Raw genomic sequence first — 14,784 nt, forward strand, 5'->3', positions numbered from 1 at the left:
GTTGTCACCCGCGGGGGGCGCGCCCCCATCCCCCGTACGGCGCGCGCCCTTCGCATCCTCGAGGCCTTGAGGAGACACCTTGCTGATACTCGACTTCGACGGCGTCATCGCCGACGCCTTCACCGAGTGCGCTGTCGTCACCCACTACGCCGACCACGACCCGGCCACGGTCGCGGCCAAGCCGATCGCCGAGCTGGCGGCGGCCATGCCCGCCGGGTTCGTGTCCCGCTTCCGCACGGTCCGCACCTACGCCCGGCTGCTGGACGACTTCATGGTGGCCCGCGACCCCGCCGCCGACTCGATCCGTGGCCTGAAGGACTTCGAGGCCCTCGCGGCCCGCATCCCGGGGCCCAGGCTCGACGCCCTGGTACGGGGCGCGACCGCGGTACGGGCCGCGCTGCGCGAGCGCCGGCGTACGGAGTGGCTGGACCTCCACACCCTGTATCCGGGAATCGCCGGGCTGCTCCGCCGCCACAGCGGCAGAGGCACGTCGATCGTCACGGCGAAGGACGAGCAGAGCGTGTGGGAGATCCTGGCCCACCACGGTCTGGACGTCACCGTGGCCCAGGTCGTCGGCGAGTGCTCGGACAAGCGCACGGTCGTGCGGCGGATCGCCGCGGCCGACGGACTCCCGCCGGACGCCGTCACGTTCATCGACGACCACATCACCAACGCGCTCGCGGTGCGCGACACGGGTGCCACGAGCCTGTGGGCGTGGTGGGGCTACCACACGCCCGAGCACGTCGAGCGTGCCATCGCACGCAGGCAGCGGCGGGTGTACCTGCCCGAACTGGCGGAGCTGACCGCCTGATCGGCGCCTTCGCCCACCGCACCCCGCTCCACCGGACACATCTCACGACGGAGGATTGACATGCCGAAGGTTCTCTTCGCCCTCACCTCGCACGGCCGGCTCGGCGACACCGGCCGCACCACCGGCTTCTACGTCCCCGAGGTCGCCCACCCCGCCGAGGTCTTCCGGGCGGCCGGCTGGGACATCGCGTTCGTGTCGGTCGCCGGCGGGCAGCCGCCGCGCGACGGGATCAAGCCGGACGACACCGTCACGGCCCGATTCCTGGCCGACAACGAGGCAGCGCTCGCCGCCACCCCCACCGCCGCGGAACTCGACGCCGCCGACTACGACGCCGTCTACTTCGCCGGTGGCCACGGCACGATGTGGGACTTCCCCGACGCGACCGCGCTGGCGCGGCTGGCCGCGGCCGTCTACGAGCGCGGCGGGGTCGTCGCCGCCGTCTGCCACGGTCCGGCCGCCCTGGTGAACCTCACCCTCACGGACGGCTCTCATCTGGTCGCCGGCAAGCAGGTCTCGTCCTTCACCGACGAGGAGGAGGCCGCCGTGGGACTGTCCGACGTCGTGCCCTTCGCCCTGGAGACCGCCCTGACCGAACGGGGCGCGAAGTTCACCAAGGCCGCGAACTTCACCGAGCACGCGGTGGCCGACACCCGTCTCGTGACGGGTCAGAACCCGGCTTCGGCCGCCAAGGTCGCCGAACTGGCAATTCTTCAGAGCGCCAACTGACCAGTTGAAAAAGAAACGGGTTCACTATCAGCGGGGCGGATTCTCGCCGCCCCGCTGATACGATTTTGTAACTTTACAAGGGCTTGAAAGCGACTTGAAGACCCCCGCGATGCGGACCGGTATCGTTCGAACCGATGCTCGGGGCGGTCGCATAGCGCGGAACACCCCGACCACCGCCGGTTGGGGGGCCGGTACGACTATGCAGCTGGGATGGCTACAGACCTTCATCGCCGTATGTCACACAGGCTCGTTCACCAAAGCGGCCCGGCAACTCGGCCTCACACAGCCGGCGGTCACTCAGCAGATCCGCTGCCTCGAGAGCGAACTGGGCAAGCCGCTGTTCCACCGCACGCCGCAAGGCGCGACACCCACCGCGGAGGGAAAGGCGCTGGCCTACGAGATCGAGGCATCCATGGCCGAGATCAACTCAGCCGTTTCACGCCACTTCGCCGACACCACGGAGAACCGTCCCATCCGCCTGGGCGGGCCGGCGGAGTTGGTGACCGCCAGGGTCATGGCGTCCATCAGCCAGCTCATCGCCGCCGGCCTCGACGTCCGCATCAGCCTCGGCGAGGCGTCGAGCCTCCTGGAGGACCTTCGCAGCGGGCATCTGGACATCGTGGTGTCCACGATCCAGCCCCAGGGCCGCGGGGTGGACTTCACTCCTCTGACGGACGAGGAGTTCGCCCTGCTCGCCTCGCCCCGGATCGCCGCAGGGGTACCGGCGGACGCCGAGGACTGCGAGAAGTTGAAGGTCCTGGCGAAACTCCCGATGATCGCGTACGCGGAGACGCTGCCGATCATCCGCCGCTACTGGCGCACGGTCTTCGATGCCCCGCCACCGAGTCCGCCGGCGGTGGTGGTCCCCGACCTGCGCGCCGTGATCGCGGCTGTCACGTCGTCGGCGGGCATCTCGGTCCTGCCGACATATCTGTGCGCCGCGGAACTGGCCTCCGGGGCGCTGGTTCCCCTGATGGAACCGGAGATCCCGCCCATCAACACCCTCTACCTGGCCACGCGCTCCGGCACCCTCTCCGAACCTCGGCTGGCGCGACTCCACGAGCACCTGGTTCGCGATGCCCGGGGGTGGACGTGAGGGGCAGTGGGAGCTGCAAGGGCAGGTGAAGGGAGGGCCCTGTCTCGACAGTGGTCAGCGCGTGAACGCCTTGCGGAGACGTTCCGTCGCGTCCGCCAGCACCTCGGTGCGTTTGCAGAACGCGAACCGGACGTAGGGTGCCCCCGCCTCCTGGTGGTCGTAGAAGACCGCGTTCGGGATGGCGACGACACCCGCCCGCTCGGGCAGGGCGCGGCAGAAGGCGAAGCCGTCGCTCTCGCCGAGGGGGCGGATGTCGGTGGTGACGAAGTAGGTGCCCGCGGGCCGGAAGACCCGGAAGCCGGCGTCCGTCAGCCCCGCCGAAAGCAGGTCCCGCTTGGCCAGCATGTCCGCGCGGAAGGCGTCGAAGTACGAGTCCGGCAGGGCCAGCGCCTCGGCCACCGCGTACTGGAACGGCCCGGACGCCACGTAGGTCAGGAACTGCTTGGCCGACCGCACCGCCGCGACCAGCCCCGGCGCCGCCGTCACCCAGCCGACCTTCCACCCCGTGAACGAGAACGTCTTCCCGGCCGATCCGATGGTCACCGTCCGCTCGCGCATCCCGGGGAAGGTCGCCAGCGGTACGTGCTCCGCCTCGTCGAACACCAGGTGCTCGTACACCTCGTCGGTGACCACCAGCAGATCGCGCTCGACGGCCAGCTCGGCGATCGTCCGCAGTTCCTCGCGGGTGAGCACGGTCCCGGTCGGGTTGTGCGGGGTGTTGATCAGCAGCAGCCGGGTCCGGTCGGTGACGGCGTCGCGCAGCTCGTCCAGGTCCAGCCGGAAGCCGCCCTCGGACGGGCGCAGCGTGACCGGTACGCGCCGGCCGCCCGCCATCGCGATGCAGGCGGCGTACGAGTCGTAGTACGGCTCCAGGGCGACCACCTCGTCGCCCGGTTCCAGCAGCGCCAGCAGCGCCGCGGCGATCGCCTCCGTCGCGCCGGCGGTGACCAGGACCTCCGTGTCGGGGTCGTACGCGAGCCCGTAGCGCCGCTCCTGGTGGACGGCGATCGCGGCACGCAGCTCGGGGACGCCGGGCCCCGGCGGGTACTGGTTGCCGCGCCCGTCACGCAGCGCCCGTACGGCGGCCTCGCGCACGTCCTCGGGGCCGTCGGTGTCGGGGAAGCCCTGGCCGAGGTTGATGGACCCGGTGCTCACGGCGAGCGCCGACATCTCGGCGAAGATCGTCGTCCCGAACTCGGTGAGGCGGCGGTTGAGGAAGGGGCGCGCGCTGGAGGTCATGGCCGCCATCCTGCGCCCAAGCTCTCCAGTTCCTCAACTTTCCCTCATGGACGAACACCGGGGCATTCGACGTCCGGCACCGGTGCGCGGACGACCGCGCCGCCGGGGAACGCGCAGGCGGCCCATGAGACTGCTGCGGTTGAGTGACGAGGAGGACGGCTCCAGGAGGATGTCCACGATATGACCAATTGATTCCTCTTACCTTCTTCTGAGATTCCGATGTGCCGCGCAGCAGGCGGTCGCCTGCGTCCGCAACCCATGGAGGTCATCGAATGAAATTCCGTCCCTGGGTCGCAGCGCCGCTGGCGGGCGTGGCCATCGCCCTCGTGGCTCCGCCGGCCGGCGTCGCTGCGCAGACGTCCGCACGGCACGCGTCCGGCCCCCTGCGGCTCCATCGAGGGGACTATGGCGGCCACGGTCACCGCAATCCCTGGCGCCACTGTTACAGCCGGCGCCGTGTGGTGCTCATCGACAAGGGACTGAGGGCGATTCTGAGGAATGGCCGACGCGGGCCCGAGGCTCTCGTCCTCCAAGGAAGCTCGGCGTCCTCGTCCTGGTCGCCGGCGGCACCGTGGGACACCTTCTCCGTCTCGACGTATTTGGACGTGAACTATCCCACCCAGACCACCGCCCAGTACGAGTTCGCGATCAAGGGCTTCTTCAGGGTCCACCCGGTCTTCGTGGTGAAGGCCTTCGACCGCCATGAGCGAGCCTTTCCCTTTCCGGCCGCACACTGCATCGACGGCGAGGACGGCGAGGACGACGGTGGGCGCGGTCACCGCGGCGACCGTGGTCGTCCGCATGGTGGTAGAGGTGCCGAGGGAAGGGGCTCGTCCGGCTCCCCGTTGCCGCAGAAGGGGGACCACCGTCAAAGCGGCGGGGGTGGGCAGGGGACTCTCGCCCCCGGGGGCGCCGTCCCCCCCGTTCCTGTCCCACGGGACACTGCGACCGCTGCCTGTGGCGTCGACCTTCTGAGCGCGAAGCACATCTTGATCGCGGCCGTCGGTCTGCTGATCGTTCTGGGAATGCTGGCCACGGCCTGGCTTCGCCGCCGTCGTTCTGCCGCGTGACACTCGGCAGGAAGAGCTCGGCAGCGCCTGGCGGTTCGAACGCCACCTGCGGGTGCGCACCGCCGCTCTACTGGTCGTCGAAGGTCTCGGCGTCCTCGTCGGCGGAACTGCTGCTCCCGTCGGAGGCCGAGGTGTCCGAGGGGCTGGGCGTGGCCGAGGGACTGGACGTGTCCGAGGGACTGGGCGTGTTCGAGGAACTCGGGCTGCCCGAGGAAGTGGGTGCGTCCGAGGGGCTCGGGCGGGGGTCGTGGGGGCAGATCCAATAAGGACTCTTGATTCCGTAGCTCAGGCCCCACTCCCTGTCGCAGCCGCCCCAGTACGTCCCCACCCAGCCGCAGTAGGGGCCTCCATAGCTGTAACAGGGGGGCGCCCATGCCTGCGGGCCCGGATTCGGGAAGGGCGGCTGGGGTGATTCGGATTCGCTCGGCGCGATGCCGGAGGCGCTGACCACGCGGACCTGCGTGGCATCGGAACTCCGAGGCGTCCAGCCTGTGGAGAGGGGCAGGCCGATGGCTGAGGCGGAAGCCGCCACCGTTGCAGCGGCGAGACCGCAGCGGATCAGGCGCATGACTGTTCCTCCCGGCTTGATGGTCTGTGGCAGGTCTGGACGACCTCTGGGCACGGGCGCCGCCGCTGTGAGCGCTAAAGCTGAACGTATGGTTTTCAGATCGCCCTTACAGTCAGCGAACCGCCAGTCAGGTGGCCTTGCTCCGGTTTTTCACTCGAAGAGTCTCGCCTCGGAGCACGTCCCTGAGGGACCCTCAGAACTTGCTCAACTCTGCTTTGGCCGGTCACCGCCGCGGGCATCCCCCGACCACGCAGGAAGACAGAGGCGCCCACGGGGGGCCGCTTCGGGGGATGCGAAAGGGGGACGGCGCCATGGTCACCGGCATTTTTCTGGCGATCGTCTGCGTCGTTGTGGTGGCGCTGCTCGTGTCGGCACAGCGTCGTTCGAAGAAGGGGGCGGTGCGGTCGGGGGGCCGCTCCGGGGCGCGGGCACGCACGGGCCGGGGGCACGACGGCAGCTACGGGGGCAGCGGGGACACCGGGGCGGCAGCTGGTGGGTGGCCGGGGCCGACGGCGGTTCGTCGAACGGTCACCACTCCGGCGGTCACCACTCGGGCGGGCACCACTCGTGCGGCGGGGGCCACTCCAGCGGGGGCCACTCCTGCGGCGGCCACTCGTCGTGCGGGTCGTCGTGCGGGTCCTCGTGCGGCGGGGGCGGATGCGGCGGAGGCAACTGACACGGGGCAGTCGAGCTCCGGACGCATCCGGCCGTGCGGACCGGGTGACCGCCGGGAGGAATCCCGGCGGTCACCCGGTCCATGCGCCACAGGTCAGCACGGGACAGACGATTCCCTCTCCCGAGGGGGCGCGAGGGCGCGTGTTGACGGCGCTGTGCGTGAGACGTGCGCTCATTTCCGAGTCGTGGAGGGGCGCACGGCTTCCACCGCAACACTCCAGGCGCACGCGGTAGTTGAACAATTGAGCTGGGCAGCCCTCGTGGGATGGAAACCCTACGAACTTGGGTAAAAACGCTTTGCCGGAACGACAGTTCATGATTCCCTCTCAACACACCAACGCAGCCCGCGGACGCCCTTCGGACACCTGTCCGGCAGGAGTCCCTCCCCACCGGGCCGACCGGAAGCATTACCCGACTGGCTGAGCCGGCCTTGTCCCCGGCGCCACGACCGGGGTGCTCCGGATCCCCACTTCTCACTTTGCGTGCTAGCGGAGCCGATCCATGCTCACGACCCTGAACACCTCCTACACCGACACGCGCGCGGCCGATCTGGCCTGGACCCTGGGCCGCGAGCCGCTGCCCGCGCTCGCCACCCTCGACCTCGAACTCTCCGGTGCGCAGCTGCAATTGCGGCTCCTCGGCGCGTCCCACCAGGTGCTCCTGGAGGAGGAGCGGGGCGTCTGCTCGGAGACGGTGGCGTGCATCGCGGGCTCCAGCACCCCGCTGCCACTGGGTGTCGCCAAGCGGGTCGGCGACTGGGAGTACGAGTTCGCGGCCCGCGTCGAGGTGCTCTCGCCCGGCTCCTTCGCCGGCCGCGCCCAGGAGCTCCTGGCCCTGGTCTCCGACCACCCCAACGGCCTGGCCGGCGTCTTCCCCGGCAGCCCGCACGCGTTCACCGCGATGCTGGCCCAGCGTCATGAGGGCCAGGTCCACTGGCGCACCTGGCACGCCTACCCGCAGGACGGCCAGTTGGTGGCGACCCGGACCCGGGTCGGGGTGAGGCAGCGGACGAAACGACGGGACGACGCCAGGGAGAAGTCGGTCCTGTCGGGCAGGTGAGGACGATCGGCGCCCATTCACTCATGGCTGTGCACCGTCATCCCGGCCGGCGTGTGCGGACGAGCCCGTTCAGGCCGAAGCGACGCTCCGGGGGCGGTAGCCCCCACTCGGCCGCACCACCCCTCGGTGTCGAACGACCCGGCGCCACACGTGTGGGTGACAAGGCTGAGCGCAAGCGTGACGTAGCGTTCCGAACGTGATCGAACCGCACGCGCCCGCACCACCCGGCGCTGCCGCCTCCTGGGGTGGCGGCCGGAACCAGGCGCGGCTGCCCGTGGGCCCGGGCACCGGGCGGTTCCTGGTCCTCGCCGGGGTGTTCGTCTGCGCGGCCTGTGGACTCGTGTACGAACTCGAACTCGTCGCGCTCGCCTCGTACCTGATCGGCGATTCGGTCACGCAGGCCTCGGTCGTGCTGTCGGTGATGGTGTTCGCGATGGGGGTCGGCTCGCTCGCCGCCAAGCGGCTCCGCTGCCGCGCCGCGGCCGGGTTCGGCGCGGTGGAGGCGGCGCTCGCACTCGTCGGCGGCCTGAGCGCGATGGCCCTGTACGCGGTCTTCGCCTGGACCGGCGGCTGGGGCGGCGTCTGGTCCGGCGGCCCGCGCTGCCTGCTGGTCGCGTTCTCCCTGGCCATCGGGCTGCTCACCGGCGCCGAGGTGCCGCTGCTGATGGAACTGATCCAGCGCATCCGCCGCCAGGACGCGGGCGGCGCGGTCGCGGACCTGTTCGCGGCCGACTACGTGGGCGCACTCGTCGGCGGCCTCGCCTTTCCCTTCCTGCTGCTGCCGCAGCTCGGCCAGCTGACGGGTGCCCTGGTCACCGGTGCGGTGAACGCGGTCGCGGGCGGCGCCCTGGTGCTCGGGCTGTTCCGGCGCGACCTGTCCCGGCGCGGGCGCCGGCTGCTGCTGGTCGCCAACCTGCTCGTCCTCGGCGTACTCGCCGCGGCGGCCGTGCTCGTCGACGACTTCGAACGGGCCGCGCGCCACGCGGTGTACGGCGGTCACGTACGGGTCGCGCTGCGCACCGGCGGCCAGGAGGTGGTGCTGACCGGCGGCACCCCCGGCCGTCCCCTCGACCTGTTCCTCGACGGCCGGCTCCGTGTCGACGGCCGCGACGAACGCCTCTACCACCAGGCGCTGGTGCACCCCGCGATGAGCGGCGGCCCGCACGCGCGCGTGCTCGTCCTCGGCGGTGGCGACGGACTCGCGGCGCGCGAGGTGCTGCGGCACCCGGGGGTGCTGCGGGTCGACGTCGTCGACCAGGACCCGGCGTTGTTCCGGCTCGCCCGCCAGGACGCGGCCCTGTCCTCGCTGAACGGCCACGCCTTCGCGGACCCGCGCGTCCACGTCCATGCGGAGGACACGTTCCGCTGGCTGAGGCGGACCCGGGGGGCGTACGACGTGGTGATCGCCGACCTGCCCGGCCCCGGCGGCACGGCGAGCGCGAAGCTGTACTCGCAGGAGTTCTACGGCCTGTCCCGGCGCGTGCTCGCACCGGGCGGGCGGCTGGTGGTGCACGCGGGGCCGGTGACCGCCCGGCCGCGCGCGTTCTGGACGGTGGAGGCGACGGTACGGGCGGTGGGGCTCGGTACCACCCCGTACCGCGTCGACGGCCGCGCCCTGGAGCGCACGGCCGGGGCGGTCTGGGCGCCGCGCGACTGGGGGTTCGTGCTCGCCGCCCGCACCCGGCCCACGCTGACCCTGGACCCGCGCACGCCGTGCCTGCGCACGCTGACCCGGGCGGCCCTGCGGGCGGACGCACGGGCGGCGGCGCGCACCCGGGTGCCGGGGCTGCTCCCGTCGACGCTGGTGCATCCGAGGTACCAGGAATGAGCCTCCCGGCCCCCACGGACGTGCGAATCCCCTCCTGCACGGGTGCGGTTCGGGCGCTGCTGGGTAGGCTCGTCAGACATGGAGCATGAGGTGTTCGTTCCGGTTCCCGCCGAGCGGCTGAGCCAGGCGCTGGCCGACCCGGCCCGGGTGGCCCGCGCGATTCCCGGGCTCCAACAGGACGCGGGCACGGAGCCGGTCGCCGGCCGCCTCAAGGTGCGCGCCGGCGGCCACACGATCACCTACCGCGGCACCCTGCGGATCGAGGGGCGGGACGACGGCTCGTACGCGGTGGAGGGCGAGGCCACCGAGGCCCGCGGCACGGGCACGGCGAAACTGTCCCTGTCCCTGCGCCTGACCCGGGCCGAGGACGGCACCACGGTCACGTTCACGGGCACGGCCACGGCAGACGGCCGGATCGCGGACCTGCCGGCGGAGACGGTGGCGTCGGCGGCGACGCGACTGCTGGGACGGTTCGCCGAGAAGCTCGGGGAGGTGGCGGAGGAAGGCCCTCGGGAGATGACCGAACCGCCGTCACAGGAGCCGGCTCCCGAGGAGCGACCCGCCTCGGCCGGCGACACCGAGGTCCCCGCGTCGCCCCCCGAGCCCCTCGCCGAGGAGGTCGAACCCGGTCTCGTGCCCGATGCCTTCGACGAGGAGGTCGAAGGCGGCCTCGCGCCCGACACCTTCGACGAGGAGCCGCCCGCCGAGGCGGCGCACGCCCGTCGCACGATGATCGGCCGGAGCGCCGAGGAGGTCGACCACGCGCCCCCGCGCGGCCGGTACGCGCCCGTCCCGCCGCCGGAAGCCGCGGCAGCCACCGCCACCCTCCGCTGGGCGGCCCCGGCGGCGGCCCTGCTCGTGGCATCGGCGATCGTGGCGGGCCGGCTGCTGCGGCGGCGGCGCTGACGTAAGCCCACCGGCGTCACCACCCGCCCCCCTTGATCCGCCCAGTAGGGTCGGGCTCGTGAGCAACGACGAGATCACGTTGGCCGCGGGAGACGCGGAAGTCGTGCTGGCGCCGGGGAACGGCGGGCGCGTGAGGAGTCTGCGTATCGGCGGGACCGAACTGCTGCGGCAGGGGGAACGGTTCGGCTGCTTCCCCATGGCCCCCTGGTGCGGTCGGGTCCGGGACGGCAGGTTCCGCAACGGCGGCACCGTCCAGCAGATGCCTCTCAACGCCCCGCCGCACGCCATCCACGGCACCGTCCGCGACGGCGTCTGGCGCGTCGCCCGCGCCGAGCCCGCCGAGGCCGTCCTCACCTACGACCTGGTCGCCCCCTGGCCCTATGCCGGCCGCGTCACCCAGCTGGCCGCGCTCACCGAGGACGCCCTCACGCTGACCATGTCCGTGGAGACGTACGACGACTCCTTCCCGGCCCAGATCGGCTGGCACCCCTGGTTCCACCGCAGCCTCGGCGGCGATGACGTCCGCATCGACTTCGACCCCGCCTGGCAGGAGGAGCGCGGCGACGACCACCTGCCCACCGGCAACCGCGTCGACCCCAAGCCCGGCCCCTGGGACGACTGCTTCGGCATGCCCGGCGGCGTCGACGTCACCCTCACCTGGCCCGGGCAGCTGGAGCTGAAGGTCTCCAGCCGCGAGGAGTGGGTCGTGGTCTACGACGAGCAGCGCGAGGCGGTGTGCGTGGAACCGCAGACCGGCCCCCCGGACGGCCTCAACACCCTTCCGCGCCTGGTCACCCCCATCGAGCCGCTGGAGGCCATGACCACGTGGACCTGGCGACGGCTCTGAGGGCCCCTGAACACGGGGCTCTAAGCTGGCTGCCATGAGTGACGTTCGCGGCGAGCTGCTGCAGCAGATCAAGGACAAGGCCGTGGTGCACGGCAAGGTGACCCTGTCGTCGGGCAAGGAAGCCGACTACTACATCGACCTCCGCCGCATCACCCTCGACGGCGTGGCCGCCCCGCTGGTGGGTCAGGTCATGCTCGACCTGACCGCCGACCTGGACTACGAGGCGGTCGGCGGCCTGACCCTGGGCGCCGACCCGGTGGCGACCGCGATGCTGCACGCCTCCGCCGCGCGGGGGAAGACGCTCGACGCCTTCGTCGTCCGCAAGGCGGGCAAGGCGCACGGCCTGCAGCGCCGTATCGAGGGCGCGGAGGTCGCGGGCCGCCGTGTGCTGGCCGTCGAGGACACCTCCACCACCGGCGGCTCGGTGCTGACCGCCGTGGAGGCGCTGCGGGAGGCCGGCGCGGAGGTCGTCGCGGTCGCGACGATCGTGGACCGGGCGACGGGCGCGGCCGAGGCGATCGCGGAGAAGGCCGGGGTTCCCTACCTGTTCGCCTACTCGAAGGACGACCTGGGTCTGGACTGAGGACACGGGGGCATCCACAGGCTGGACAGGGTGTCCGAAGCATCCGGTCACGTCTGGAAAGATGGGGCCGACGATGACGTCACTCCCTAGGTCAGGGCCGTAAGCACGCAGAACGCAACCCGCACAACAAGGAGCGGACAGATGCCCATCGCAACCCCCGAGGTCTACAACGAGATGCTCGACCGGGCGAAGGCAGGCAAGTTCGCCTACCCGGCCATCAATGTGACCTCCTCCCAGACCCTGCACGCGGCCCTGCGCGGCTTCGCGGAGGCGGAGAGCGACGGCATCGTCCAGATCTCGACGGGTGGCGCCGAGTTCCTGGGCGGCCAGTACAGCAAGGACATGGTCACCGGTGCGGTGGCCCTGGCCGAGTTCGCCCACATCGTCGCCGAGAAGTACCCGGTCAACATCGCGCTGCACACGGACCACTGCCCGAAGGACAAGCTCGACGGGTACGTACGTCCGCTGCTCGCGATCTCCGAGGAGCGCGTGAAGGCCGGCCAGAACCCGCTGTTCCAGTCGCACATGTGGGACGGCTCCGCCGAGACCCTGGCCGACAACCTGGCGATCGCCCAGGAGCTGCTCGCCCGCACCGCCGCCGCGAAGATCATCCTCGAGGTGGAGATCACCCCGACGGGCGGCGAGGAGGACGGCGTCTCCCACGAGATCAACGACAGCCTGTACACGACGGTCGACGACGCGCTCCGCACGGCGGAGGCGCTGGGCCTCGGCGAGAAGGGCCGCTACCTGCTGGCCGCCTCGTTCGGCAACGTGCACGGCGTGTACAAGCCGGGCAACGTCGTGCTCCGCCCCGAGCTGCTGAAGGAGCTGAACGAGGGCGTGGCCGAGCGGTTCGGCAAGGAGTCGCCGTTCGACTTCGTCTTCCACGGCGGTTCCGGCTCCTCGGAGCAGGAGATCCTGACGGCGCTGGAGAACGGCGTGGTCAAGATGAACATCGACACGGACACGCAGTACGCCTTCACGCGTCCGGTCGCCGACCACATGTTCAAGAACTACGACGGCGTCCTGAAGGTCGACGGCGAGGTCGGCTCCAAGAAGACCTACGACCCGCGCACCTGGGGCAAGCTGGCGGAGACGTCGATGTCGAAGCGAGTACTGGAGGCCTGCCAGAACCTCCGCTCGACGGGCACGAAGATCAAGTAACAACGGTCGGCGGGGTGCCCGCAGCCTGCGCAGCTGCGGGCACCCCGCCACCACCGGGTCGCGGAACCTCCCCCGGGTACCGCAAACCTGGCTCGAGCGCCCGCGACGGGGGATGATCCCAGCATGGCGGTTACCGCGCAGCCGACCCCCGCTGTCAGGCTCAGCAGCCCACAGGGGAAATGGATCCTGCTGACCACGGTGCTCGGCTCCAGCATGGCCCTGCTGGACTCCACCGTCGTCAACGTCGCCCTCCCCCGCATCGGCCACGCCCTCGACGCGAGCCTCGCCGCCCTCCAGTGGACCGTCAACGCGTACATGCTCACGCTCGCCGGTCTCATCCTCCTCGGCGGCGCCCTCGGCGACCGCTACGGCCGCCGCCGGATCTTCGTCCTCGGCGTCCTGTGGTTCGCCGCCGCCTCCCTCCTCTGCGGTCTCGCCCCCACCGCCGAGGTCCTCATCGTCGCCCGCGCCCTCCAGGGTGTGGGCGGTGCCCTGCTCACCCCCGGGTCGCTCGCCCTCATCCAGGCCACCTTCCACCCCGACGACCGCGGCAGGGCGGTCGGCCTGTGGTCCGGCTTCGGCGGCATCGGCGCCGCCGTAGGCCCGTTCCTCGGCGGCTGGCTGGTGGTCGGCCCGGGCTGGCGCTGGGTCTTCCTCCTGAACGTCCCCCTGGCCCTCCTCTGCGCCCCCATCGCCGTGCGCCACGTCCCCGAGTCCTCCGCCGGCGGCTCGCACAGCCGCCGCTTCGACGCCCTCGGCGCCTCCCTCGGCGCTCTCTCCCTCGCCCTGGTGACGTACGCCCTCATCGAGGCCCACGGCGGCTCGCTCCCGGTGGCCCTCACCGCGGTCGCGGGACTCGCCGCCGGGGTCGCCTTCATCCACGTCGAACGGCACCGCCCCGACCCGATGATGCCGCTCGACATCTTCGCCTCCCGCCAGTTCACGGCGGTCAACCTGGTGACCCTCTGCGTCTACGCGGCCTTCGGCGGCTTCTTCTTCCTCACCGCGCTCCAGCTCCAGGTCGTCTCCGGCTACTCGCCGCTGCGGGCCGGGGTCGCCCTGCTGCCCACGACCGTCCTGATGCTCCTGTTCTCGTCCCGCTCCGGCGCCCTCGCCGAACGCATCGGCCCCCGCATCCCGCTCACCGTCGGCCCCCTGCTCTGCGCGGCCGGCATGCTGCTGATGCTGCGCGTCGGCAAGGACGCCGCGTACGCCGCCGACGTCCTGCCCGCCGTACTGGTCATGGGCGCGGGCATGGTCATCCTGGTCGCCCCGCTGACCGCCACCGTGCTCGCCTCGGTGGACACCGACCGGGCCGGCCTGGCCAGCGGCATCAACAACGCGGCTGCCCGCGCGGCCGGTCTGATCGCCGTGGCCGCGCTGCCGCTGCTCACCGGGATGGGCCCGGAGGCGTACCGCGTGCCGGACGCGTTCGAAGCCGCCTTCCGCCGTGCGATGCCGCTGTGCGCGGTCGTCCTGCTGGCGGGCGCGGCGCTCGCCTTCGCGACCGTACGGCGCCCGGCCCCGGAGTGCCGCCACCCCGAGTGCCGCATGCACTGCTCCGTGACCGCACCACCGCTCGAGCCGCCGCGCGGTTCGGCGGGTTCCGGGGCCGGTCCGGCCTCCTGAGCAGGTACCGAGGGCGCCCGACCTGCGTACACGGTCCATGGCGCACACTGATCCCATGACCCTTCACGAGAACCTTCTCGGGGGCCCGCCCCCGACGCACCTCCCCGACGACCCGGAGCCGCGCGAGCTCCTCGCGAGCGGTACGGCGCCCGCCGAGGTCGCCGCCCGGTACCCCGCGTCCTCGCTCGCCTGGGCGCAGCTCGCAGACGACGCGTTCGAGCGGGGCGCGGTCGTCGAGTCGTACGCGTACGCCCGTACGGGCTACCACCGCGGCCTGGACGCCCTGCGCCGCAACGGCTGGAAGGGCCACGGACCCGTCCCCTGGGAGCACGAGCCCAACCGCGGGTTCCTGCGCGCCCTGCACGCCCTCGCGCGCGCCGCGCACGGCATCGGCGAGCAGGAGGAGTACGAGCGCTGCTCGCAGTTCCTGAAGGACTCCTCCCCGACGGCGGCCCAGACCCTGGGCTAGGGCCCCACGCCCCCACGCCCCACGCGTGTCAGGCCCGCCTGTGACCAGGCGGGCCTTGCGGTGTCCGGGGGCATTGCGCAGGATGCCTGTGGGGACCGGGGCCCCCGTGCCGGC

At 71.8% G+C, this 14,784-nt stretch carries 14 protein-coding genes; 13 read left to right on the forward strand and 1 reads right to left on the reverse strand.

Features of this window, described 5'->3' with window-relative positions; genetic code table 11:
* Positions 1-79 precede the first annotated feature (79 nt).
* The 3 genes from N8I84_RS21835 (at position 80) to N8I84_RS21845 (ending at position 2,633) form a co-directional block, all read left to right on the forward strand.
* Complete coding sequence (locus tag N8I84_RS21835) at positions 80-811, forward strand: HAD family hydrolase (protein WP_263231073.1); 732 nt, start codon at positions 80-82, stop codon at positions 809-811.
* Between the two features lie 60 nt (positions 812-871).
* Positions 872-1,537: a type 1 glutamine amidotransferase domain-containing protein gene (locus N8I84_RS21840; protein WP_263231074.1), complete on the forward strand. Its 666-nt coding sequence runs from the start codon at positions 872-874 to the stop codon at positions 1,535-1,537.
* Positions 1,538-1,736: 199 nt separating this feature from the next.
* On the forward strand, positions 1,737-2,633 hold the full coding sequence (locus N8I84_RS21845) for a LysR family transcriptional regulator (RefSeq protein WP_263231075.1): 897 nt from the start codon (positions 1,737-1,739) through the stop codon (positions 2,631-2,633).
* Positions 2,634-2,687: 54 nt separating this feature from the next.
* Here the strand turns inward: N8I84_RS21845 and N8I84_RS21850 are convergent, their stop codons facing one another.
* Positions 2,688-3,881: a pyridoxal phosphate-dependent aminotransferase gene (locus tag N8I84_RS21850; RefSeq protein ID WP_263231076.1), complete on the reverse strand. Its 1,194-nt coding sequence runs from the start codon at positions 3,879-3,881 to the stop codon at positions 2,688-2,690.
* Between the two features lie 263 nt (positions 3,882-4,144).
* Between N8I84_RS21850 and N8I84_RS21855 the strand changes: the two genes are divergently transcribed.
* The 10 genes from N8I84_RS21855 (at position 4,145) to N8I84_RS21900 (ending at position 14,670) form a co-directional block, all read left to right on the forward strand.
* Positions 4,145-4,942 (forward strand): hypothetical protein, encoded by a 798-nt coding sequence (locus N8I84_RS21855; RefSeq protein ID WP_263231077.1) that lies wholly within the window; start codon positions 4,145-4,147, stop codon positions 4,940-4,942.
* Positions 4,939-5,208, forward strand: coding sequence for a hypothetical protein (locus tag N8I84_RS21860; protein WP_263231078.1), 270 nt, complete (start codon positions 4,939-4,941; stop codon positions 5,206-5,208). The genes N8I84_RS21855 and N8I84_RS21860 overlap by 4 nt, the downstream gene beginning before the upstream one ends.
* A 1,478-nt stretch (positions 5,209-6,686) precedes the next feature.
* Positions 6,687-7,244 (forward strand): DUF2617 family protein, encoded by a 558-nt coding sequence (locus tag N8I84_RS21865; protein WP_263231079.1) that lies wholly within the window; start codon positions 6,687-6,689, stop codon positions 7,242-7,244.
* Positions 7,245-7,440: 196 nt separating this feature from the next.
* Positions 7,441-9,072: a polyamine aminopropyltransferase gene (locus N8I84_RS21870; protein ID WP_263231080.1), complete on the forward strand. Its 1,632-nt coding sequence runs from the start codon at positions 7,441-7,443 to the stop codon at positions 9,070-9,072.
* A gap of 78 nt (positions 9,073-9,150) precedes the next feature.
* Positions 9,151-9,978, forward strand: coding sequence for an SRPBCC family protein (locus tag N8I84_RS21875; protein ID WP_263231081.1), 828 nt, complete (start codon positions 9,151-9,153; stop codon positions 9,976-9,978).
* Positions 9,979-10,036: 58 nt separating this feature from the next.
* Positions 10,037-10,825 (forward strand): aldose epimerase family protein, encoded by a 789-nt coding sequence (locus N8I84_RS21880; protein ID WP_263231082.1) that lies wholly within the window; start codon positions 10,037-10,039, stop codon positions 10,823-10,825.
* A 34-nt stretch (positions 10,826-10,859) separates the two neighbouring features.
* Entirely contained in the window at positions 10,860-11,408 is a 549-nt protein-coding gene (gene pyrE / locus N8I84_RS21885) for an orotate phosphoribosyltransferase (RefSeq protein WP_200422260.1), read from the forward strand.
* Between the two features lie 141 nt (positions 11,409-11,549).
* A complete protein-coding gene (gene fbaA, locus N8I84_RS21890) occupies positions 11,550-12,572 on the forward strand; it encodes a class II fructose-bisphosphate aldolase (RefSeq protein ID WP_263231084.1) in 1,023 nt (340 codons plus the stop codon).
* A gap of 123 nt (positions 12,573-12,695) precedes the next feature.
* Positions 12,696-14,201: an MFS transporter gene (locus N8I84_RS21895; RefSeq protein ID WP_263231086.1), complete on the forward strand. Its 1,506-nt coding sequence runs from the start codon at positions 12,696-12,698 to the stop codon at positions 14,199-14,201.
* 55 nt (positions 14,202-14,256) lie between these two features.
* Complete coding sequence (locus N8I84_RS21900) at positions 14,257-14,670, forward strand: DUF3151 domain-containing protein (RefSeq protein WP_263231087.1); 414 nt, start codon at positions 14,257-14,259, stop codon at positions 14,668-14,670.
* The last annotated feature ends 114 nt before the right edge of the window (positions 14,671-14,784 follow it).

The organism is Streptomyces cynarae, assembly GCF_025642135.1.
Lineage (GTDB): Bacteria > Actinomycetota > Actinomycetes > Streptomycetales > Streptomycetaceae > Streptomyces > Streptomyces cynarae.

Coding starts and splice junctions, on each gene's coding strand:
- N8I84_RS21840 (WP_263231074.1), top strand. CDS start 872: ATGCCGAAGGTTCTCTTCGCCCTCACCTCGCACGGCCGGCTCGGCGAC.
- N8I84_RS21900 (WP_263231087.1), top strand. CDS start 14,257: ATGACCCTTCACGAGAACCTTCTCGGGGGCCCGCCCCCGACGCACCTC.
- fbaA (WP_263231084.1), top strand. CDS start 11,550: ATGCCCATCGCAACCCCCGAGGTCTACAACGAGATGCTCGACCGGGCG.
- N8I84_RS21845 (WP_263231075.1), top strand. CDS start 1,737: ATGCAGCTGGGATGGCTACAGACCTTCATCGCCGTATGTCACACAGGC.
- N8I84_RS21850 (WP_263231076.1), bottom strand. CDS start 3,881: ATGGCGGCCATGACCTCCAGCGCGCGCCCCTTCCTCAACCGCCGCCTC.
- N8I84_RS21855 (WP_263231077.1), top strand. CDS start 4,145: ATGAAATTCCGTCCCTGGGTCGCAGCGCCGCTGGCGGGCGTGGCCATC.
- N8I84_RS21865 (WP_263231079.1), top strand. CDS start 6,687: ATGCTCACGACCCTGAACACCTCCTACACCGACACGCGCGCGGCCGAT.
- N8I84_RS21895 (WP_263231086.1), top strand. CDS start 12,696: ATGGCGGTTACCGCGCAGCCGACCCCCGCTGTCAGGCTCAGCAGCCCA.
- pyrE (WP_200422260.1), top strand. CDS start 10,860: ATGAGTGACGTTCGCGGCGAGCTGCTGCAGCAGATCAAGGACAAGGCC.
- N8I84_RS21875 (WP_263231081.1), top strand. CDS start 9,151: ATGGAGCATGAGGTGTTCGTTCCGGTTCCCGCCGAGCGGCTGAGCCAG.